Raw genomic sequence first — 23,606 nt, forward strand, 5'->3', positions numbered from 1 at the left:
TCACATGGCTGATGACAAGGAACTCCGCGACTACCTCAAGCAGGTCGCCGCGGAACTGCACCGGACGCGCAAGCGCCTGGGCGAACTGGAGTCGGCGGCCCGCGAACCGATCGCCGTCGTCGGCATGGCCTGCCGCTACCCGGGCGGAGTGCAGTCGCCGGACGACCTGTGGCGGCTGGTCGCCGAGGGCCGCGACGCCATCGGCCCCTTCCCCGCCGACCGGGGCTGGGACCTGGCGGCCCTGTACGACCCCGACCCGTCGAAGGAGGGCACCTGCTACGTCCGCGAGGGCGGCTTCCTCGACGACGTGGCCTCCTTCGACGCCGCGTTCTTCGGGATCTCGCCCCGTGAGGCCCACTCCATGGACCCGCAGCAGCGGCTGCTCCTGGAAAGCTCCTGGGAAGCGCTGGAGCGTGCCGGCATCGACACACGGACGCTCAAGGGCAGCCGCACCGGCGTGTTCGCGGGCGTCTCCCAGCAGGACTACGCCACCCTGCTCACCGCCACCGAGGGCCGCATCGACGGGCACGGCTCCACCGGTGTCTCCAACAGCGTCCTGTCAGGGCGGATCTCGTACGTCCTCGGGCTGGAGGGCCCGGCGCTCACCGTGGACACCGCCTGCTCGTCCTCGCTGGTCGCCCTGCATCTGGCGGTACGGGCGCTGCGGGCCGGCGAGTGCGATCTGGCGTTGGCCGGCGGGGCCACCGTGATGACCACACCCGATGTGCACGTGATGCTCTCCCGGCAGGGCTCACTCGCCCCCGACGGGCGCTGCAAGGCGTTCGGAGCCGTGGCCGACGGCGCCGGCTGGAGCGAGGGCGCCGGTGTGCTGGTGGTCGAGCGCCTGTCGGACGCGCGGCGCAACGGGCACCCCGTGCTGGCCGTCGTCCGGGGGACGGCGGTGAACCAGGACGGCACCTCCAACGGGCTGAGCGCCCCCAACGGGCCCTCGCAGCAGCGGGTCATCCGGGACGCCCTCGCCGACGCCGGGCTCACCGCCGCCGACATCGACGCCGTCGAGGCGCACGGCACCGGCACCCGGCTGGGCGACCCCATCGAGGCCGACGCCCTGCTCGCCACGTACGGTGCCGCCCGCCCCGAAGGGCGCCCGCTGTGGCTGGGCTCCCTGAAGTCCAACATCGGGCACACCCAGGCCGCCGCCGGTGTCGGCGGGATCATCAAGATGGTGCTCGCGCTGCGGGAACGCCTGCTGCCGAAGACCTTGCACGCCGACAACCCGACCCCGTTCGTCGACTGGTCCGCCGGCACCGTACGCCTCCTGGACGAGCCCCGCCCCTGGCCGGCCGGCTCCGCCCCGTCCCGTGCCGCCGTCTCCTCGTTCGGAGTCAGCGGCACCAACGCCCACATCGTCCTGGAACAGGCACCCACCACCGACACGCCCACGCCCGCGGCCCCGCCGGCCCCGGTCTCCGCCGCGGCCGGCGCGGTGCCCGGCACGGCTCCCGCCGTCCTGCCCGCCGTCCTCTCCGCCCACGGAACCGTCGCGCTCCGTGCTCAGGCCGGTCGGCTGGTCGGGCAACTCACCGACGGTGGGCGCGCCGGGGGCGTCGCGGACGTGGCGTACTCGCTCGCCACCACACGTACGCCCCTCGACCGGCGGGGCGCCGTTCTCGCCGCCGACCGGGACACGCTCCTCGCGGGCCTCACGGCACTCGCCGAGGGACGCCCGCACGACAGCGTCGTCGAGGGCACCGCCGTCACCGGCAGGACCGCGTTCGTGCTGCCCGGGCAGGGCTCCCAGTGGCTCGGTATGGCCCGTGAACTCCTCGACAGCGAACCGGCGTTCGCCGAGAGTGCCCGTGAGTGCGCGGCTGTGGTGCGGGAACTGGTGGACTGGAACGTCCTCGACGTACTGCGCGGTGAACCCGGCGACGTGGACCCGGACCGTATCGACGTCATCCAGCCCGTCCTGTTCACCGTGATGGTCTCGCTGGCCCGGACCTGGCGCGCGTACGGCGTCGAACCCGACGCCGTGATCGGTCACTCGCAGGGCGAGATCGCGGCCGCCCACCTCGCCGGTGGCCTCACGCTCGCGGACGCCGTCCGCGTCGTCGTCCTGCGCAGCCGCGCCCTGCGCACCCTGACCGTACGCGGCGGCATGGCATCCGTTCTGCTCCCGGAGGACCAGGTCGGTGCCCGGCTCGCACCGTGGGCCGACCGCCTGTGGATCGCCGCCGTCAACGGCCCCGCCTCCGTGGCGTTGACCGGTGACCCCGACGCGTGCGACGCGTTCGTGGCCGCCTGCGCGGCGGACGGTGTGCAGGCCCGTCGTATCCCCGGCGCCGGCAGCCCCGGCCACTCCCCGCACGTCGAGGCGCTACGGGAACGGCTGATGGCGGACCTCGCCGCCCTCCGGCCGCGCAGCGGCGACGTGCCGTTCTACTCGACCGTCACCGGCGGCCTGTTCGACACGGCCGGGCTCGACGCCGCCTACTGGTGCCGCAACATGCGTGAGCCCGTCCGCTTCGAACCGGCCGTCCGGGCGCTCCTCAACGACGGCCACCGGCTGTTCGTGGAGCCCAGCCCGCACCCCGTGCTGGTCAGTTCCCTCCAGCAGTGCGCCGAGACCGGTGAGCACGAGGTCACCGTCACCGGCACCCTCCGGAGGGGCGAGGGCGGCCCCGGCCGGCTGCGCACCGCCCTGGCCCAGGCCTGGACCGGCGGCGCGCCCGTCGACTGGCCGCGTGTCTTCGCCGACACCGGCGCCCACCGCGTCGACCTGCCCACCTACGCCTTCCAGCGCACCCGGCACTGGCCCGACGGCCCGCGCCGTACCGCCGACGTCACCTCGGCCGGGCTCGGCCCGGTCGGCCACCCCCTGCTGGGCGCGCTGGTGCGGCTCGCCGACGACGACGGAGCCGTCCTCACCGGCCGGATCTCCCCGCACGACCACCCCTGGCTCGCCGGATACCACATCGGCGACCGTGCGGTCCTGCCCGGCACCGCCTTCGTCGAACTCGCCGTCCTCGCCGGTGACCAGGTCGGCTGCGGCCGCATCGAGGAACTCACCCTGCACACCCCCCTGTCCCTGCCCCCGGACGGGGCCGTCGCCCTCCAGCTCAGGGTCGGCGCCGAGCGCGCGGGCCGCCGCACCCTCACCATCCACGCCTCCCTCACCACCCCGGACACGAACGCCCCCTGGACCCTCCACGCCTCCGGCACCCTCGTGCCGGAGACTGGCGCCTTCGTGCCGGAGACCGGCGCCCTCATGCCGGAGACAGGCGCCTTCGTGCCGGGGACTGGCGCTTGTGGTCCCGGAACCGATGCGCCCGCCTCGAAGACGGGCGCCCTCGCTATGGGAGTCGGCCCCCGCGCCTCGGAAGCCGCCCCTGAGGATTCGGAAGTCGGCGCCTCCGCCTCGCAGGTCGCCCCCGTGGCCTCGGAAGTCGGCGCCCTCGCCCCCGAGGCCACCCCCTTCGGCTCGGAAACCGGCGCCCCCGTCCCGGCCACCGACCTCCCCGTCCCGCAAACCGGCACCCGCGCCCAGAACCTGACGGCCTGGCCACCACCCGGCGTCACCCCCGTCCCGGTCGACGCCGTCTACGAGCGGCTGGCCGCCGACGGGTTCTCCTACGGGCCCGAGCGCCGTCTGCTCGGCGCGCTGTGGCGTGGCGACGGTGAGGTGTACGCCGAGGTGGCGCTGCCCGAAGCGCAGCGTGCCGAGGCCGGTCGGTTCGGTCTCCACCCCGCACTGTCGGAGGCCGCGCTGCACGCCCTGTGCGCCCTCGGCGACGGCCGGGACATGGCCGTACCGTTCTCCTGGGCCGGCGTCGAACTCCACGCCACCGGCGCCGCCCGGCTACGGATCCGGCTGACCCGCACGGGCGAGCGCACTGTCGCGCTGCTGCTCGCCGACCCCACCGGCGCCCCGGTGGCCGTCGCCGACTCCCTGCTGCTGCGCCCCGCCGGCCCGGCCGTACTCCTCACCGAACCCCCGGCCGAACGCCTCGACCGCGTGGAGTCGCCGCCCGCATCCTTGCCCCGCCCGGCCCGCGGACGCCGCACGGCCGCCGCCGACACCGCCGTGGACGACGACCCCGGCTCGCTGCGTGCCCGTCTCGTTCCGCTCACCGAGACCGAGCGCTCCCGGGCCTTGCTGCGGCTCGTCCGCGACAGCGCCGCCGCCGCCCTCGGGCACACGGACGCCGACACCGTCCAGGCGAGCCGGCCCTTCAAGGACCTCGGCTTCGACTCGCTCACAGCCGTCGACTTCCGCAACCGGCTGTCCGCCGCCACCGGACTGCGTCTGCCCGTCTCCGTCGTCTTCGACCACCCCTCGCCCCGCCGTATGGTGCGGGCCCTGTACGCGGAACTGTTCGACGACGCATCCGCCGCCCCGGCGTCGTCGCGGGCCACTCCCGCCCCCCGGCGCGCGGTCGACGACGAACCCCTCGCCCTCGTGGGCATGGCCTGCCGCTTCCCGGGCGGTGTCACCAGCCCCGAGGAGCTGTGGACTCTGCTCCGCGAAGGCCGCGACGGCATCACGGGCTTCCCCCGGAACCGGGGCTGGCGCGTCCAGGACACCGCACGCGGCGGCTTCCTCGACGACGTCGCCGGATTCGACCCCGGATTCTTCGGGATCACCCCGCGCGAGGCGCTCACCATGGACCCCCAACAGCGGCTGCTCCTGGAGACCGCCTGGGAGGCGATCGAGCGCGCGGGCATCGACCCGACGACGCTGCGCGGCACCCGCACCGGCGTGTACGTGGGCGCCGCCGGACTCGGTTACTCACTCCTCTTCCCGCCCGGTTCGGAGCAACTGGCCGGATACACCGTCACCGGCACCGCCACCAGCGTGATCTCCGGCCGGGTCTCCTACGTCCTCGGCCTGGAGGGCCCGGCCGTCACCGTGGACACGGCCTGCTCCTCCTCCCTGGTGGCCCTGCACACCGCCGTGCAGGCGCTGCGTGCCGGCCAGTGCGACCTGGCGCTGGCCGGCGGTGTCTGCGTCATGCCCGACGCGTCCCTCTTCGCAGACTTCGAACGGCAGGGCGGCCTCGCGACGGACGGCAGGTGCAAGGCGTTCGCGGCGGCGGCCGACGGCACCGGCTGGTCCGAGGGCGTGGGCCTGCTGCTGGTGGAACGGCTCTCCGACGCCCGCCGCGAAGGACACCCCGTCCTGGCCGTCGTGCGTGGCTCGGCGGTCAACCAGGACGGCGCCTCCAACGGCCTCACCGCCCCCAACGGACTGGCCCAGCAACGGGTGATCCGCGACGCGCTGGCCGACGCGGGCTGTGCGCCGTCGGACGTGGACGCCGTCGAGGCCCATGGCACCGGCACCCGCCTGGGCGATCCCATCGAGGCACACGCACTGCTCGCCACGTACGGCCAAGAGCGCGAACGGCCCCTGTACCTCGGCTCGTTGAAGTCCAACATCGGGCACACCATGTCGGCGGCAGGCGTCGGCGGCGTCATCAAGACAGTGCTGGCGATGCGCCACGGAGTGCTGCCCCGCACGCTGCACGTCGACGAGCCGTCCCCGCGGATCGACTGGTCGACGGGGTCGGTGGAGCTGCTGACCGAGCCCCGGCCGTGGCCGGACACCGGCCGTCCGCGCCGGGCGGCCGTGTCGTCGTTCGGGATCAGCGGCACCAACGCGCACGTCGTCCTCGAACAGGCCCCTGCCGAGGCCGCCCCCGGGGAGGCGTCGGCAGGGGAAGCCACCCCCGGGGAGGCATCCGTCGAGGATTCCCCGAGGAACGCCGTCGAGAGCGGCCTCGCCACCCCGATCGGCACACCGGCCTCCACACCAGCGTCCGCACCAGCCCTCACACCGGCCACCACCCTCCGCCCCTGGCCCCTGATCGTCGCCGCGCACGACGAGAACGCCCTACGCGCCCAGGCCACCCGGCTGCTGGACCGTCTGCGGCACGACCCAGGCCTGGGCGTGGCGGACCTCACCCGCTCCCTGGCCATCACCCGAGCCGCCCTCGGCCACCGGGCCGCCGCCGTCGTCCGCGACCGGGCCGGGGCACACGACGCCCTCACGGCCCTCGCCGCCGGCGCACTGCCGCCCGGCCTGATGCGCGACACCGCCCGCGAGGGGGCGCTGGGGATGTTGTTCACCGGACAGGGCGCCCAACACTTCGGCATGGGGCGCGACCTGTACGCCGCCCATCCGGTGTTCGCCGAGCACTTCGACGCCGTGTGCCTCCACGTGGATCCGCGACTGCCGCGCCCGCTCGCCGAGATCGTGTTCGGCACCGGTGCACAGGGCCCCGACCCGGAGGCCGTGCACCGTACCGAGTACACCCAGCCGGCGCTGTTCGCCTTCGAGACCGCCCTGTACCGGCTGCTGGAGAGCTGGGGTGTGCGCGCCGACTACCTGCTCGGCCACTCCGTCGGGGAGCTCACCGCCGCGCACCTCGCCGGAGTGCTGACCCTGCCCGACGCCTGCCGGCTCGTCGCCGCCCGCGGCCGTCTGATGCAGCGGCTCCCGTCCGGCGGGGCCATGCTGGCCGTCGCCACCGACGAGAAGCGGGCCACCGAGGCACTGGAGGACCACCCGGACGCCGTTGTGGCCGCCGTCAACGCGCCGGGTTCCGTCGTGCTCTCCGGACCGGCGGAAACCCTCACCGTCCTCCGCGACCGCTTCGTCGAACGGAACGTACGGGCCAGGTTCCTGTCCGTCGGCCATGCCTTCCACTCGCCGTTGATGGAGCCGATGCTCGACGACTTCGCCCGGGTCGTCGCCGGACTCGACCTCCGGCCGCCGCGCATCCCCGTCGTCTCCGACCTCACCGGGGAACTCCTCACGGCCGAGCAGGCGTGCTCGCCCGACTACTGGGTGCGGCACGTCCGGGAGACGGTCCGGTTCGCCGACGGGGTGCGCACCTTGGCCGCCGAGGGAGTGACCGTCCTGCTGGAAGTCGGCCCCGACGGGGTCCTCACCGGCTCGGCGCACAGCTGCCTGGACGCCCACGCCGATGCCCATGCCGACGCCGGCACCGGCGCGGACGCGGAATCCCCCGTGTGCGTCGCCGCACAACGCAAGGACGCTCCGGCGGACGAGACCCTGGTCGCCGCTATCGCCCGCGCCCATCTCGCGGGCACCCCCGTCGACTGGGCCGCGGTCTTCGCCGGTTCCGGCGCCCGCCGCGTGGACCTGCCCACCTACCCCTTCCAGCGCGCCCGTTACTGGCCCGAGCCCCGTACGGCCGGAGCCACCGGCGACCTCACCGCGCTCGGCCTGAGCCCCACCGCCCACCCGCTGCTCGGCGCCCGCGTCACCTGCGCCGCCGACGGCACCACCCTCTTCACGGGCGAACTGTCCACCGCGGTCCAGCCCTGGCTCACCGACCACGCCGTGCTCGACACCGCCCTCTTCCCCGGCACCGGATTCGTCGAACTCGCCCTGTGGTCCGGCCGACAGCTCGACTGCCGGCACCTGGACGAACTCACCCTCGCCGCCCCCCTGCTGATTCCGGCGGACACCCCCGTCCAGCTCCAGGTCACCGTCGGCCCGGCGGACGACTCCGGCCACCGTGCCCTGTCCATCCACTCCCGCACGGAGCCCGACGACACGTGGACCGCCCACGCCGAAGGCACCCTGACCCCGCACACGCCCGGCGCGCCCACCACGGCACTCCCCACGGCGTGGCCCCCGAAGGACGCCGAGCCTGTCGACCTGGCCACCTTCTACGAGGACCTGGTCGACTTCGGCTTCACCTACGGCCCGGCCTTCCGCGGCCTGACCGCCGCCTGGCGGCGCGGCGACGAGGTCTTCGCCGAGGTACGGCTGCCCGAGCCCGCCGGCGGTGGCTTCGCCGTCCACCCCGCCCTCCTCGACGCCGCCATGCACTCGCTGGCGTTCCGCCCCTGCGCGCCCACCACCGGCGGCCCTCTGCTGCCCTTCGCCTGGAGGGGCGTCACCGATTACGCCCAGCAGGCGACCGTACTGCGCGTGTGTGTCCGCGACGAGGCCGCGGACCGGGTGTCCGTGGAACTCACCGACGCCTCCGGGCGCCCTGTCGCCTCCGTCGCCGCCCTTCACATGCGGACCGCGACCGCCGACGGACCGCAGACCCCGCGCATCCGCCCCGAATGGCTGCTGCACACCGAGTGGACCCCGCTCGACACGGCGCCCCCGGACGCATCCGCCGGTCGGCTCCCGCGCCACTTCACGGTTCTCGGCGACAGTGCGGCGTACGCCCACGCCGGACCGCTGCTGCGGACCGCCGAGACCGTCGAGCACCACCCCGACCTGGACACCCTGCGCACCGCGGGCACCCTGCCCGACGTGGTAGTCGTCCCGCTGCCGCCCACCGCACCCACCCCGGCCGCCGCCCGCGACGCCGTGCACCGAACCCTCACCCTCCTCCAGCGCTGGACGGCGGACAGCAGCCTGACGAGCACCCGTCTGGTGCTGTGCACCTCCGGCGCGATCCGTGCCTCGGCCGACGAGACCGTGGCCGACCCGGCCGGCGCCGCCGTCTGGGGCCTCGCCCGCTCCGCCCAACTGGAGAACCCCGGCAGCGTCCTCCTCGTGGACCACCTGCCCGGCACCACCACCCCCCTGCCGCAGGCCCTCGCCCAGGCCCTCACCCACGACGAACCCCAACTCGCCCTACGCGCCGACGAGATACGCGTACCGCGCCTGACCAGGCTCGCTCCCGCCGCCGTGCCGACGGGCGCCGTCCCTGTCGTGCCGACGGGGGGCGATCCTGTCGTGCCGACGGGCGCCGACCCTGCCACGCCCACAGACGCCCACGCCACCAAACCGACGGGCGAGGACTCCGCCACGCCCACGGACCGTGGCCCCGTCGCCTCGGCGAGCGGCGTCTGGCCCACCACCGGCACCGTGCTGATCACCGGAGCCACGGGCACCCTCGGCCGCCTAGTCGCTCGGCATCTGGTCGCCCGGCACGGCGTCCGGGATCTCCTGCTGGCCGCCCGCCGGGGTGCCCGAGCCCCCGGAATGGAGGAGCTGATCTCCGAACTCACCGGCCTGGGCGCCACGGTGCGCGCCGAAGCCTGCGACATCACCGACCGGGTCGCGCTGGCCGCCCTGCTGGACACCGTCCCGGAGCTGAAGGCCGTGGTGCACACCGCGGGCGCCGTCGACGACGCCACCCTCACCGCACTCACCCCCGCCCAGCTCGACGCGGTCCTGCCCGTCAAGACGGAGGCCGTGGAGCATCTGCACGAACTGACCGCCGACCGGGACCTGGACGCGTTCGTCGTCTTCTCCTCGCTGGCCGGCACGATGGGTGGCGCCGGGCAGGCCAACTACGCGGCGGCCAACGCCTTCGCGGACGCCCTGTGCGCACGTCGCGCCGCCGCCGGACTCCCCGCCCTCTCCCTCGCCTGGGGTCCCTGGCAGCGCGGCGAGGGCATGACGGCGGGCGTCGCCGACAGCGATCTGAAGCGCATCGCGCGCGTGGGACTGCGCCAGCTCGACCCCCGGGAGGGCATGGCCCTGTTCGACGCGGCGCTGACCACCGGCGAGAGCGTCGCCGTCCCCGTACGGCTGGACACCTCGGCCCTCGAACCCGGCTCGCCCACGACACCCGTACTGCTGCGCTCGCTCGCCGCCGGAACCCGCCCGGGCGGCGGCGACCCGGCCGCCCCGGCGTCGGGACTGCGGGAGCGGCTCCTGCCGCTGTCCGCACCGGACCGCACCACCGCCCTGGTCGAGTTGGTGCGGGCCGAGGCCGCCACCGCCGCCGGCCTCCCCTCGGCGGACTCCGTCCCCTCCGGCAAGCCCTTCCAGAGCCTGGGCTTCGACTCCCTCATGGCCGTGGACCTGCGCAACCGCCTCTCCGCCCTGACCGGCCTACGCCTGCCCGCCACCCTCGTCTTCGACCACCCCACACCCAAGGACCTGGCCGAACTCCTCCACTCCGGACTGGACCTGACCCCCACCCAGGCTCCCGACCCGGCCCTCCTGGCTCTGGAGTCCCTGGAGACGTCCCTGCGCACGCCCACCGAGGACCCCGCCCGCCGGACCTCCCTGGCGCTGCGCCTGCGCGTGCTCCTCACCAAACTCGAAGGGACACCGGGCAGCAACAGCGCCGGACCCGCCGTCGCACCCGACGCGGGCGACGACACCGACGACGACCTCAGCACCGCGAGCACCGAGGAACTCCTCAGCCTCATCGGGGACGAGTTCGGCATCCGGTGAGACCGGCCGACCGAGGCGGCGGACGCCACGCCACCCCTTCCCCCGTCCCGTCGGATTAGGGGGCGGCCACCCCGATTCTGGGGCTCCCACGCCGGACCCGGCGCCGTAGCGTCACGACCACCGCCCCCCTTCACGTCACGACCACCGCCACCCTTCGCGTCCCACCACCTCCTCGCACCCGAGCACCGCCCACTCGCGTCCGGTCCTCTCCCCCTGCGCCCGTACGTCCCGGCGCTCTCCCTCCCGCTCCTCCCCGCGCTCGTTCACCCCCCAAGGAGACCGATGCCCCTCGACATCGAAACCCCGCTGCCCTACCAACGCGACGCCGTCTGCCCGTTCGACCCGGGACCCCGACTGCGCGAGGCGCAGCAGAAGGATCCGGTGCACAAGTGGCGCCTCCCGAACGGCCAGGACATCTGGGTCGTCACCCGCTACGACGACGTACGGCAGATGTTCACCGACCCGCGCCTCAGCAGCGCCCTCACCCCGCTCACCCTCATGCTCCCCGGCATCGACGACGACCAACTGGAGGTGTCCCCGGGCAGCTTCGTCAACATGGACCCGCCGGAGCACACCCGGCTGCGCCGCACCGTCGCCTCCAGCTTCACCGCCCGGCGCATGCGGGAACTCACCCCGCGCCTGGAGCGGATCGCCGAGAACTGCCTGGACGGCATGGAACGGACGGGCCCGCCGGCGGACTTCATGACCGCGTTCGCCTTCCCCTTCCCCCTCTTCGCCATCTGCGAGCTGCTCGGCCTCTCCGACGAGGAGCGAGCCGAGTACGTCGCGCTCACCGCCAAGGCGGCGGCGGGCCTGGCCGCCACCGCCGACGAGGTCAAGGACCTCGTCGGCGCCGCACACCGTTTCATGCTGGACATCGTCACCGCCCAACGGGCCAACCCCAACGACGGCATGATCGGCATGCTGGTCAGCGAACACGGCGACGAACTCGACGACGAGGAGATCGTCGGCATCAGCAACATGTTCCTGTCCGCCGGCTTCGACACCACCGCCAACACCCTGGGCCTCGGCCTCCTCGCCCTCTTCGACAACCCCGGTCAACTAGCCCTGCTCCGTGACGACCCGGCCGTCCTCGACTCAGCAGTCGAGGAACTCATGCGCTACCTCAGCGTCATCTCCGCCACCAGCGGCCGCACCGCCACCGAGGACCTGGAGATCGGCGGCGTCACCATCAGGAAGGGCGAGTACGTCGTACCGGCCCTGGCCGTCGCCAACCGCGACCCGGCCCACTACGACGACCCCGACCGACTCGACCTCACCCGCACCCCGGCCCAGCAGGTCGGCTTCGGCCACGGCATCCACCGCTGCACCGGCGCCACCATGACCCTGCTGGAGATGAAGATCGCCTTCCCCGCCGTCCTGCGCCGCTTCCCCGGACTGCGCCTGGCGGTACCGCGCGAGGAACTGGCCTTCCGCGGCTACAACATGGTGCACGGCGCCCTCAGCATCCCCGTCGTCTGGTGAGCAGTCCCCGTTAGGGGGTGTTTCGAAAGTCCCGCACAGCACCCACGGCGCCCGGCACGCTCCCCCACTCTCGGCTTCGCTCGAGCGGGAGGTGCCCCACCGCCGCACCGGCCGAAAGCCCAAGTACGTCCAGTACGAGGACTTTCGTCCGGCACGCCGAGAGCACGCACCGGACACCGCGGGCACCGCGGGCACCGCACAGGACTTTCGAAACGCTCCTCAGCAGCCCACCCGATCAGGCCCATAGCGTCCACCACCAGCGGCAGAACAAGTGGGAGCCCGAGGCATGAACACATCTCTCGACGAGGTCATCGACGCACTGCGCGCCTCCCTCCTGGAGAACGAGAGGCTGCGCCGGCACAACCGCCGGCTCACGTCCGCCGCCACGGAGCCCCTGGCGATCGTCGGCATCGGCTGCCGCTTCCCCGACGGGGTGAACCACCCGGAGGACCTGTGGCGGCTGGTCGCCGAGGGCCGCGACGCCATGACCGGCCCGCCCACCGACCGGGGCTGGGAACACCACCCCACCTACGATCCTGGCCACCAGGGGGCGTTCCTGGCCGGGGCGGGCGACTTCGACGCCGCCTTCTTCCGTATCTCGCCCCGTGAGGCCCTGGCGATGGATCCGCAGCAGCGGCTGCTGCTGGAGGTCGCGTGGGAGGCGGTCGAACGCGCCGGCATCGACCCGTCGGCACTGCGCGGCACCCGCACCGGCGTCTTCGTCGGCGGCGCCACCCAGGAGTACGGCACCCTCCTCGGCGACTCCCCGGAGAACACCGACGGCTACGCCCTCACCGGCCTGCCCGCGAGCATCATGTCCGGCCGGATCGCCTACCTGCTCGGTCTCGAAGGGCCCGCCCTGACCGTCGACACGGCGTGCTCCTCCTCCCTCGTCGGCCTCCACCTCGCGGGCCGCTCCCTGCGCGCCGACGAGTGCGACCTCGCCCTCGTCGGCGGTGTCCTCGTGATGACGAGCCCCACCATCTACGGCGAGTTCGACAGCCAGGGCGGATCCGCGTCCGACGGCCGTTGCAAGGCGTTCGCGGACACCGCCGACGGCACCGGATGGGGCGAGGGCGCCGGTGTGCTGGTGGTGGAGCGCCTGTCGGACGCCCGCCGTCACGGACATCCGGTGCTGGCTCTGGTGCGGGGCTCGGCGGTGAACCAGGACGGTGCCTCGAACGGTCTGACCGCTCCCAACGGACCGTCCCAACAACGGGTCATCCGGGACGCGTTGGAGAGCGCCGGACTGTCGCCGTCGGACGTGGACCTGGTCGAGGCCCACGGTACCGGCACCCGGCTCGGCGACCCCATCGAGGCGCAGGCCCTGCTGGCCACATACGGGCAAGGGCGGCCGGAGGAAGGGCCGTTGTGGGTCGGCTCGGTGAAATCCAACATCGGCCACACCCAGTTTGCCGCCGGGGTCGCGGGAGTCATCAAGACGGTCATGGCACTGCGGCACCGGACGCTGCCCCGTACCCTGCACGTCGACGAGCCGACACGGCAGGTCGACTGGTCGGCGGGCGCGGTGCGGGTGCTCACGCGGCAGCGGGAGTGGCCGACGACGGGCCGACCGCGCCGGGCGGGCGTGTCGTCCTTCGGCATCAGCGGCACCAACGCCCACGTCATCCTCGAAGAGGCACCCGAGACCGACCCGGCCCACTCGGACGAGACCCGGCCGGCGCACCTGGACGAGACCCGGCCGGCGCACCTGGACGAGTCCGGGCCGGGGTCTGTGGACGAGTCCAAGCCGTTGCCGGACGACGAGATCGCCCCGGTGTCCGCCGCAGCCGACGCGGGCACCCGGCCGGCGTTGCCCGCCGTGCCCGTGGTGCTGAGTGCCCACAGCGAGGCGGCCCTGCGCGGCCAGGCGGCACGTCTCCTCGCCCACCTCGACCGCCGTCCGCGTCCGCGCCTGCTGGACCTGGCCTTTTCCCTGGCAACCACCCGTGGCCGCCTGGAGCACCGCGCCGCCGTCACCGCCACCGATGTGCCCGCCCTGACGGACGGACTGCGGGCGCTCGTCACGGGGGAGGACGCGCCGGGCCTGGTGCGGGGTGCCGCGTCGGACGGTGGCCTGGCGGTGGTGTTCTCCGGCCAGGGTTCCCAGCGGGTCGGGATGGGCCGTGGGGCGTACGAGTCGTTCCCGGTCTTCGCCGCCGCGCTGGACGAGGTGTGCGCGGCCTTCGACGGGATGGTGCCGGGGTCGTTGAAGGAGGTCGTCCTCGACGGTCCCGCCGAGGCGCTGGAGTCCACCGAATGGGCGCAGCCCGCGTTGTTCGCGCTGGAAGTGGCGCAGTTCCGCTTGGTCGAGTCATGGGGAGTGAAGCCGGATGTGGTGCTCGGGCATTCTTTGGGCGAGGTGGTCGCGGCTCATGTGGCAGGGGTGTGGTCGCTTGCTGACGCGTGCCGGGTGGTGGCGGCGCGCGGGCGGCTGATGGGGGCACTGCCACCGGGCGGCGCCATGTGGGCGGTGCGGGCCGAGGAGTCGGAGGTCCCCCGGGACGCCGGAGTGGCCGTGGCGGCCGTGAACGGTCCGTCGTCGCTCGTGCTCTCCGGTGCCGGGGAAGCCGTACGCGAGGTGGCCGAGCGGTTCGCCGCGCAGGGGCGGCGGGTGAGGCGGCTGGCGGTGAGCCATGCCTTCCACTCCCCGCTGATGGAACCGATGCTGGACGACTTCGCAAAGGTACTGGCAGGCGTGCGGTTCGCCGATCCGGTGACCCCGGTGGTCTCGAACGTGACCGGCGCGGTGGCGGGGCAGGAGCTGTGCACCCCGGAGTACTGGGTGCGGCACGTGCGGGCGACCGTACGGTTCGCCGACGGGGTGCGCGCCGCGCGGGAACTGGGCGTGGGCACGGTGCTGGAACTCGGCCCGGACGGCTCGCTGGTCTCCCTGGTGCGGGAGACCGTGCCGGAGATGACGGCCGTCGCGGCGCTGCGCCGGGACCGGGACGAGCCGGTGACCCTGCTCTCCGGCCTCGCCGAGGCACAGGCGCACGGCGCGGCCGTCGACTGGCGGGTGGTGTTCGCCGGCACCGGGGCCCGCCGGGTCGATCTGCCGACGTACGCCTTCCAGCACCGCCGCTACTGGCCCGACACACGGGTGGCCGCCGGGCGTGGCCGGGTGGTGGACGACTGGCGTTACCGGGTCACCTGGCGACGCCGCGAACCGACCGGGAACAGGACTTTGACGGGCCGCCGTTGGCTCCTGGTGGAACCGACGCCGACCGCCGTCGGCACCCGGGTGGCACGCGCACTGCGGGCGGCCGGCACCGAGGTGGAGGTCGCGACCGGTGTCCCGGCCGACGACTTCACCGGTGTCCCGGCCGACGACCGCACCGGTGCCCCGTCCGACGACTTCGCCGGCGTCGTGGCGCTGCCCGGCACGATCGAGGACGCCGTCACGCTCGTGCGGGCGCTGCGCTCCGCCGGGAACAAGGCCCCGTTGTGGTGGCTGACCACGGACGCTGTCGCGGTCACGTCCGGCGACACCGTACGGCCCGAGGTCGCGCAACTGTGGGGTCTGGGCCAGGTCGTGGGTCTTGAGGAGCCCACCTGGTGGGGTGGTCTCGTCGACCTGCCGGCCGCATGGGACGACGGGACGGGGGAGTCGCTCACGGCGGTCCTCGCGGACGCGGTCGGCGGCGAGGACCAGCTCGCCGTACGCGGGACGGAGGTGTTCGCCCGACGTCTGGTACGGGCGCCGCTGACCCGGCGTGACCCGGCACGGAAGTGGAAACCACGGGGCACGGTCCTGGTCACCGGCGGCACGGGCGGCGTCGGCGCTCACGTGGCCCGGTGGCTGGCCCAGGAGGGCGCCGAGCGGCTCGTACTGACCAGCCGTCGCGGCGCCGCGGCACCGGGCGCCGAGGCGCTGGCCGAGGAACTGCGGGCCCTCGGCGCCGAAGTCACCCTGACGGCCTGCGACATGGCCGACCGCGACGCCGTCGCCGCCGTCCTGGCGGACGTACCGGCGACGACCCCGCTGACCGCCGTCGTCCACGCCGCCGGCATCGTGCGGTACACCAAGGTCCGCGATCTCACCCCCGATGAGATCGACGAGGTCGTCACCGGCAAGGCGGCGGGCGCCCGTCATCTCGACGAACTCACCGCCCCCCTCGACCTCGACGCGTTCGTCCTGTTCTCCTCGGGGGCCGCCACCTGGGGCGGCGGCTCGCAGGGCGCCTACGCCGCCGCCAACGCCTACCTCGACGGCCTCGCCCACGCCCGCCGCGCCCGAGGGCTGCCCGCCACCTCGCTGGCCTGGGGCACCTGGCGCTCCGCGGGCATGGCGGCCGACCTGGACGAGGAGTCCCTGGCCCGGATGGGGCTCGCCCTCATGGACCCGGCGTCGGCACTGTCCGTCATGCGGGAGGCGGTCGAGCACGGCGAGACCTGCCTCACCGTGACCGACACCGACTGGTCCCGCTTCGCCCCCGTCTACGCGGGCGCCCGGCACCGCCCCCTGATCGACGACATCCCGGAGGCCGCCCGCGCCCTGAGGAGCGAGGCGGACACCACGGACACCCCGGCCACCACCGGCAACCCGGACGGCACCGGGGCTGCGGCGGACACCGCCGGCGCGGGCGGCGCGCTGCGGCGACGCCTCGGCGGCCTCGTCGAGGGCGAACGGCACGCCCTGCTGCTGGAGTTGGTGCGCTCGCGCGCGGCGACGGTGCTCGGGCACCCGGACGCGGCGGAGGTCGCCGCACACCTTCCGTTCAAGGATCTCGGCTTCGACTCACTGACCGCCACCGAGCTGCGCGACCGACTGAACACGGCCACCGGCCTGCGCCTGCCCGCCACCCTCGTCTTCGACCACCCCACCCCCACCGCGCTGGCCGAGCACCTGCTTCACGCGCTGCACGGCGACGCCGACCCCGGCACCACCCCGACGGTCGTCGTACGGCGGACGGACCACGATGAACCCTTGGCGATCGTCGGCATGGCCTGCCGCCTCCCGGGCGGCGTCACCGGCCCCGATGACCTGTGGAGACTGCTCACCGAGGGCCGCGACGAGATCTCCGGCGTGCCCGACGACCGGGGGTGGGACGCCTGGGGCGCATCCGGTGGCGCACAGGGCGGATTCCTCACCGACATGGCCGGCTTCGACGCGGAGTTCTTCGGGATCTCCCCGCGCGAGGCGCTGGCGATGGATCCGCAGCAGCGGCTGCTGCTGGAGGTGTCGTGGGAGGCGGTCGAGCGGGCCGGCATCGACCCGTCGTCTCTGCGCGGCACCCGCACCGGCGTCTTCGTCGGCGGCTCGCCCACCGGTTACGGCACCCTGCTCGGCGACGCCCCCGACGCCGGCGGCTATCTGCTCACCGGTAACAGCGGCAGTGTCATGTCCGGCCGGATCGCCTACGCCCTCGGCCTCGAGGGCCCTGCCCTCACCGTGGACACGGCCTGCTCCTCCTCCCTGGTCTCCCTGCACCTGGCCGGTCAAGCCCTGCGCCGCGGTGAGTGCGACCTGGCCCTCACCGGCGGCGTCGCCGTCATGCCGACACCGGGCGCCTTCGACGAGTTCGCCCGGCAGGGCGGTCTGGCCCCGGACGGTCGCTGCAAGGCCTTCGCCGACGCGGCGGACGGTACCGGCTGGTCCGAGGGCGTCGCCCTCCTCGTGGTGGAACGCCTGTCGGACGCACGGCGCGAAGGCCGTCCGGTGCTCGCGGTGGTACGCGGCTCGGCGACGAACCAGGACGGGGCGTCCAACGGTCTCAGCGCCCCCAACGGCCCGGCGCAACAACGCGTGATCCGCGCCGCGCTCGCCGACGCCGGGCTCACCCCCTGCGACGTGGACGCGGTGGAAGCCCATGGAACAGGGACTCGGCTCGGTGACCCGATCGAAGCCCAGGCACTCCTCGCGGCCTACGGGCAGGACCGTGAACACCCCCTACACCTCGGGTCGTTGAAGTCGAACATCGGGCACACCCAGGCGGTGTCCGGGGTGGCCGGTGTGATCAAGACTGTGCTGGCGCTGCGGCACGGAGTGCTGCCGAAGACCCTGCACGTGGACGAGCCGTCCAAGGAGGTCGACTGGTCGGCCGGCGCGGTGCGGTTGCTGACGGAGCAGCGGGAGTGGCCGGAGACGGGACGTCCACGGCGGGCGGGGGTGTCCTCGTTCGGCATCAGCGGCACCAACGTCCACGTCGTCCTCGAACAGCCCCCGGAGCCCGGCACCACCACCGAACCCACTCCGGCTCCGGGCGGCGTCCCCTGGGTGCTGTCCGGGCACACGGAGACCGCGCTTCAAGCCCAGGCCGCCTCACTGGCCGACCACCTGACACGGCATCCGCACCTCGCCCCCTGGCCCGTCGCCCATTCCCTCGCCCTGTCCCGTGCGGCACTGGAGCACCGGGCCGTGGTGGTGGGTTCGGACCGTGAGGAACTGCTGCGGGGTGTGGCCGCGGTCGCGGAAGGCCGCCCCGACGCGGGGGTGGTGCGGGGGCGTGCGGGCGGCGGTCCGGGGCCGGTGTTCGTGTTTCCGGGGCAGGGGTCGCAGTGGGCGGGGATGGCGGTGGAACTGCTGGAGGCCTCGCCGGTGTTCGCGGCTCGGATGGCGGAGTGTGAGGAGGCGCTGTCGTCGTTCGTCGACTGGTCGCTGGTCGAAGTGCTGCGTGGGGGCGGCGAGTTGGTGCAGGTGGATGTGGTGCAGCCGGTGTTGTGGGCGGTGATGGTGTCGTTGGCGGAGGTGTGGCGGTCGTACGGGGTGGAGCCTGCGGCGGTTGTCGGGCATTCGCAGGGTGAGATCGCGGCGGCTGTGGTGGCGGGGGCGTTGTCGTTGGAGGACGGGGCGCGGGTGGTGGCGCTCCGGTCGAAGGCGATCCTCGCCCTCTCCGGCCGTGGCGGCATGGCGTCCGTGCGGCTCCCGGTCGACGAGGTACGCACCCTGTCCCCGTTGGTCGACGGCCGGGTTGAGGTGGCGGCGGTCAACGGGCCGTTCTCCGTCGTGGTCGCCGGTACTCCGGACGGTCTGGACCAGGTCATCACCGAGGCGCAGGCACGTGGCGCCCGAGCTCGACGTGTCGAGGTGGACTACGCCTCCCACTCCGCGCAGGTCGAGCGGCTCGGGGAGGAGATCCCGGCGGTCCTGGCGGACATCGCCCCTGCCCCCTCCTCGGTGCCCTTCCATTCGACCGTCACCGCCGAACGGTTCGACACGACCGGACTGGACGGCGAGTACTGGTACCGCAACCTTCGCTCGACCGTCCGTCTCCACACCACGGTCATGGGGCTGGTCGAGGCCGGGCACCGCGTCTTCGTCGAGATCAGCCCCCACCCGGTGCTGGTCGGCGCCGTGCAGGAGACGGCGGAGGCGGTCGGCCGCGAAGTGGCCGTGACGGGGACGCTGCGTCGAGGCGAGGGCGGCCCTCGGAGGTTGCTGCTCTCGCTCGGGGAGGCCTATGCGCGGGGGGCGCCGGTCGACTGGCAGACACGCTTCCGCGAGGCCGACGCCGAGACGCAGGCTGGATCCGTGACGGGGGCCGAGAGCGACACGGAGGCCGCCCCCGAGACCCGGAGCGACTCCGAGACCCGGAGCGACTCCGGAACCGGGAGCGGCTCCGGAACCGGGAGCGGCTCCGAGGCCGGGAGCGGCTCCGGAACCGGGAGCGGCTCCGGAACCGGGAGCGGCTCCGAGGCCGGGAGCGGCTCTGGGCCCGAAAGCGATTCTGAGATCCCGACCACGTCCGGGACCCTCGCCCGGCTCCCACTCGTCCCCCTCCCCACCTACGCCTTCCAACACAAGCGTTACTGGCCCGAGACCCTGTCGCTCGGCGGTGCGCCGAGCCGTGCGGTCGACGACTGGCGCTACCGAGTCGTCTGGCGGCGAGCCGGCCTCCCCGAGGAGACACCCCTCCCGGGCCGCTGGCTGCTTCTGACATCCGACGCGATCGCCCCCAGGGTCGCTGAGGCACTCCGGGCGGCCGGAGCCGAGGTCACGATCGCCACGGAGATCGTCGCGGGTGACCACACGTATAACGGCGTCATCGCGTCCCCCGGCTCCCTCGGCGACGCCGTCACCTTGCTGCGAGACCTGAGCGTCGCCGGTGTGAAGGCCCCGCTGTGGTGGCTCACGGAGGGCGCCGTCGTGGTCGCCGCGGACGACGCCGTACGCCCCGAGGCGGTGCAGCTCTGGGGGCTCGGGCAGGTGGTGGGCCTGGAGCACCCCGAATGGTGGGGTGGCCTGATCGACCTGCCGGCCGTCTGGACCGAGAACACCGGCCGGCGGCTGGCGGCCGTACTCGCCGGGGCCGGTGACGCGACCGGGGCCGAGGACCAGGTGGCCGTACGGGAGTCCGGCGTGCACGTACGACGGCTGGTGCGGGCCGTGGCCACGGGACGCGAGCCCGAGCACGCCTGGTGTCCGCGCGGAACCGTCCTGGTCACCGGTGGCACGGGTGGCATCGGCGCCCATGTCGCCCGATGGCTGGCCACGGAGGGCGCGGAGCACCTTGTGCTGACGAGCCGTCGCGGCGCGCGGGCGCCGGGTGCCGCCGATCTGGGCCGGGAACTGGAGGCGATGGGGGCGCGGGTGACGTTCGCGGCCTGTGACGTGGCGGACCGCGAGGCCCTGGCCGCGGTCATGGCGGACATCCCGGAGGGGGAGACGCTCACGGCGGTCGTCCACGCCGCCGGTGTCGCCACGTTCTCCGAGGTCCTGGCCATCGAGCCGGAGGAACTGGCGGCCGGCACGGCGGCGAAGACCGAGGGCGCCCGGCATCTCGACGAGTTGACCGCCGGTCTGGACCTGGACGCGTTCGTGCTGTTCTCCTCGGGCGCGGCCGTGTGGGGCAGTGCGGGCAACGGTACGTACGCGGCGGCCAACGCGTATCTCGACGGGCTCGCCCATGAGCGGCGGGCCCGCGGACTGACGGCGACCTCACTGGCCTGGGGCGGCTGGGCGGGCGGTGGCATGCTCCAGGGCTCGGAGGCCGTGGCCGGACAGCTCGAGCGGATGGGGCTTCGGCAGATGCAGCCCGAACTGGCCATCGAGATCATGCGGGAGGCCGTCGGACACGGCGAGACCACCCTCACCGTCAGCGACATGGACTGGGAACGGTTCGCCCCCGTCTACGCGCTCGCACGCCGCCGTCCGCTGATCGAGGAGATCCCCGAGGCCGCCCGCGCCCTGCGCGGCCAGGGCGAGGTCGGCGAGGATGCGACGGCCGACGCGAACGCCGCCGCCCGGATGCGCGAGAGCCTCACGGGACTCACCGACCTCGAACAGCGGGACGCCCTGGTGGACCTGGTCCGTGAGCACGCCGCCGCCGTACTCGGACACACCTCACCGGACGCCCTCACCCCGGACCGCCCGTTCAAGGACCTCGGCTTCGACTCGCTCACCGCGACAGAGCTCCGCAACCGGCTCAACACGGCCACCGGCCTGCGCCTGCCCGCCACCCTCGTCTTCGACCACCCCACTCCCACGGCCCTCGCGACGCTCTTGTACGAGGAACTGCTCGGCGGCACACCCGACGGCCCCTTGGACGCCCTGCGCGTCCAGCGGGAACTCGACCGCATGGAACAGGCCCTGGCCCCGGCGGTGTCCGGACCCGACCTGGACCCGGACGCCCGCGCCGACATCGCGCAACGGCTGCGCGACCTGGCCGCCCGGCTGAGCGCCACGGACCCGGACGTCACGCCGGGCACCTCGGACGACCTGGAGTCCGCGACCGACGACGAGATCTTCGACCTCATCGACCGCGATCTGGGCGTCGGCTGAAGCCCACTGCGCCGCCCAACCTGCGCCGCCCAACTTCCGCCGCCCAACCTGCGCCGTCCGCCGTCCGCCGTCCGCCGTCCGCCGCCCACCCCGCAGCGCCGCCCGCCGAGCCCCGGCCTGTCGCAGGCCTCCCACCACACCGATCTGGAGTCGACCATGACCGAGGACAAGCTCCGCACCTATCTGCGGCGGGTCACGGCGGAGTTGCGACAGACCCGCGACCGGCTGCGCGAGTCCCAGGACAAGTGGCGCGAACCCCTCGCCGTCATCGGCATGGCCTGCCGCCTGCCCGGCGGCGCCGACTCGCCGGAGAAACTGTGGCAGCTCGTCACCGACGGAGTGGACGCCGTCGGCGGCCTGCCCACCGACCGGGGCTGGGACCTCGACGACCTGTACGATCCCGACCCCGACAAGCCGGGCAAGACCTACACGCGGGACGGCGCCTTCCTCCACGACGCCGGTGACTTCGACCCCGCTCTCTTCGGGATCTCACCGCGTGAGGCCCTGGCGATGGACCCGCAGCAGCGGCTGCTCCTGGAGATTTCCTGGGAGGCCGTCGAACGAGCCCGGATCGACCCCCACTCGCTGCGCGGCAGCCGTACCGGTGTCTTCGTCGGTGGCCTGCCCACCGGCTACGGCGCCCTGCTCATGGACTCCGCCGAGGACCAGGGCTACGCCCTCACCGGCGGCTCCGGAAGCGTGATGTCCGGACGTGTCTCGTACGCCCTCGGCCTGCAGGGACCGGCGGTCACCGTCGACACCGCCTGCTCCTCGTCCCTCGTCGCCCTGCACCTCGCGGCCCAGTCGCTCCGCCAGGGCGACTGCTCCCTGGCGCTCGCCGCCGGCGTCGGCATCCTCGCGACCCCGGCCGGCTTCGTCATCTTCGCCCGCCAGCGCGGCCTCTCCGTCGACGGCCGGTGCAAGGCCTTCGCGAACGCCGCCGACGGCATCGGCTGGGGCGAGGGAGCCGCCGTGATCCTCCTGGAACGGCTCTCGGACGCACGGCGCAACGGTCACCCGGTCCTCGCGGTGGTGCGGGGCTCGGCCGCGAACCAGGACGGTGCCTCCAACGGGCTGAGCGCGCCCAACGGACCCGCCCAGCAACGGGTGATCCGCCAGGCGCTGACGAGCGCGGGACTGTCCCCGGCGGACGTCGACGCCGTGGAGGCCCACGGCACCGGCACCCGTCTCGGCGACCCCATCGAGGCGCAGGCCCTGCTCGCGACCTACGGCCAGAACCGTGAACGTCCGCTGTACGTGGGCTCCTTGAAGTCCAACATCGGGCACACCCAGGCGGTGTCCGGCGCGGCCGGAGTGATCAAGACCGTGATGGCGCTCCGTCACGGGGTCCTGCCCAAGACGCTGCACGTGGACGAGCCGTCCAGGGAGGTCGACTGGTCGTCAGGAGCCGTGGAGCTGCTGACGGAGGCTCGGGAGTGGCCGGAGTCGGGCCGCCCGCGCAGGGCCGGTGTGTCGTCGTTCGGGATCAGCGGCACCAATGTGCACGTGGTCCTCGAAGAGGCCCCGGAACCCGACAGGTTCGCCGAACCCGAGCGGGACGGAGAGCCACGCCGAAAGCCCACACCGGCCGACGAGCCGGGGCGCGACACCGAGCCGCGCCACGAGACCGCACCGGCCGACAAGCCGCGCCACGAGACCGCACCGGCCGACGACCCGGGCCACGCCACCGACCCGAGCCACCTCATCGAGCAGGCCCGAGACGGCGTTTACGCCACCGGCCCGGCCATCGGCACCGTCCCCTGGGTGCTTTCCGCCGCCACCGAAGCCGCCCTGCGCGACCAGGCACGCCGCCTCCTGGAGCACCTCGCCGAGCATCCCGACAGCACCGCGACCGACATCGGCCACTCCCTAGCCACCACCCGCGCCGCCCTCGCCCACCGGGCCGTCGTTCTCGCCGAGACCCCCGCCGGCCTTCTCGACCGCCTGCGTTCCCTGGCCGACGGCAGCGACGCCGCCGGGCTGGTGACGGGAGAGGGCGGCAGGGCCAAAGCGGTCTTCGTGTTTCCGGGGCAGGGGTCGCAGTGGGCGGGGATGGCGGTGGAACTGCTGGAGTCCTCGCCGGTGTTCGCGGCTCGGATGGCGGAGTGTGAGGAGGCGTTGTCGTCGTTCGTCGACTGGTCGCTGGCCGAAGTGCTGCGTGGGGGCGGCGAGTTGGTGCAGGTGGATGTGGTGCAGCCGGTGTTGTGGGCGGTGATGGTGTCGTTGGCGGAGGTGTGGCGGTCGTACGGGGTG

General features: G+C 73.9%; 3 protein-coding genes and 1 pseudogene. All 4 read left to right on the plus strand.

Annotated elements, in window-relative coordinates; translation table 11 throughout:
* Positions 1 to 4: 4 nt before the first annotated feature.
* Positions 5 to 10,144, plus strand: coding sequence for an SDR family NAD(P)-dependent oxidoreductase (locus ACFY9I_RS19615; RefSeq protein ID WP_391003174.1), 10,140 nt, complete (start codon positions 5 to 7; stop codon positions 10,142 to 10,144).
* A gap of 282 nt (positions 10,145 to 10,426) precedes the next feature.
* Entirely contained in the window at positions 10,427 to 11,629 is a 1,203-nt protein-coding gene (locus tag ACFY9I_RS19620; protein WP_391003176.1) for a cytochrome P450, read from the plus strand.
* A gap of 319 nt (positions 11,630 to 11,948) precedes the next feature.
* Positions 11,949 to 21,353 (plus strand): annotated as a pseudogene (locus ACFY9I_RS19625) (SDR family NAD(P)-dependent oxidoreductase); the annotation flags it as partial.
* 156 nt (positions 21,354 to 21,509) lie between these two features.
* Positions 21,510 to 23,606 (plus strand): beta-ketoacyl synthase N-terminal-like domain-containing protein (locus ACFY9I_RS19630; protein ID WP_391003178.1); only part of this gene is annotated, 2,097 nt, incomplete at its 3' end.

Origin of the sequence: Streptomyces sp. NPDC012510, from assembly GCF_042955065.1 — a bacterium.
Lineage (GTDB): Bacteria > Actinomycetota > Actinomycetes > Streptomycetales > Streptomycetaceae > Streptomyces.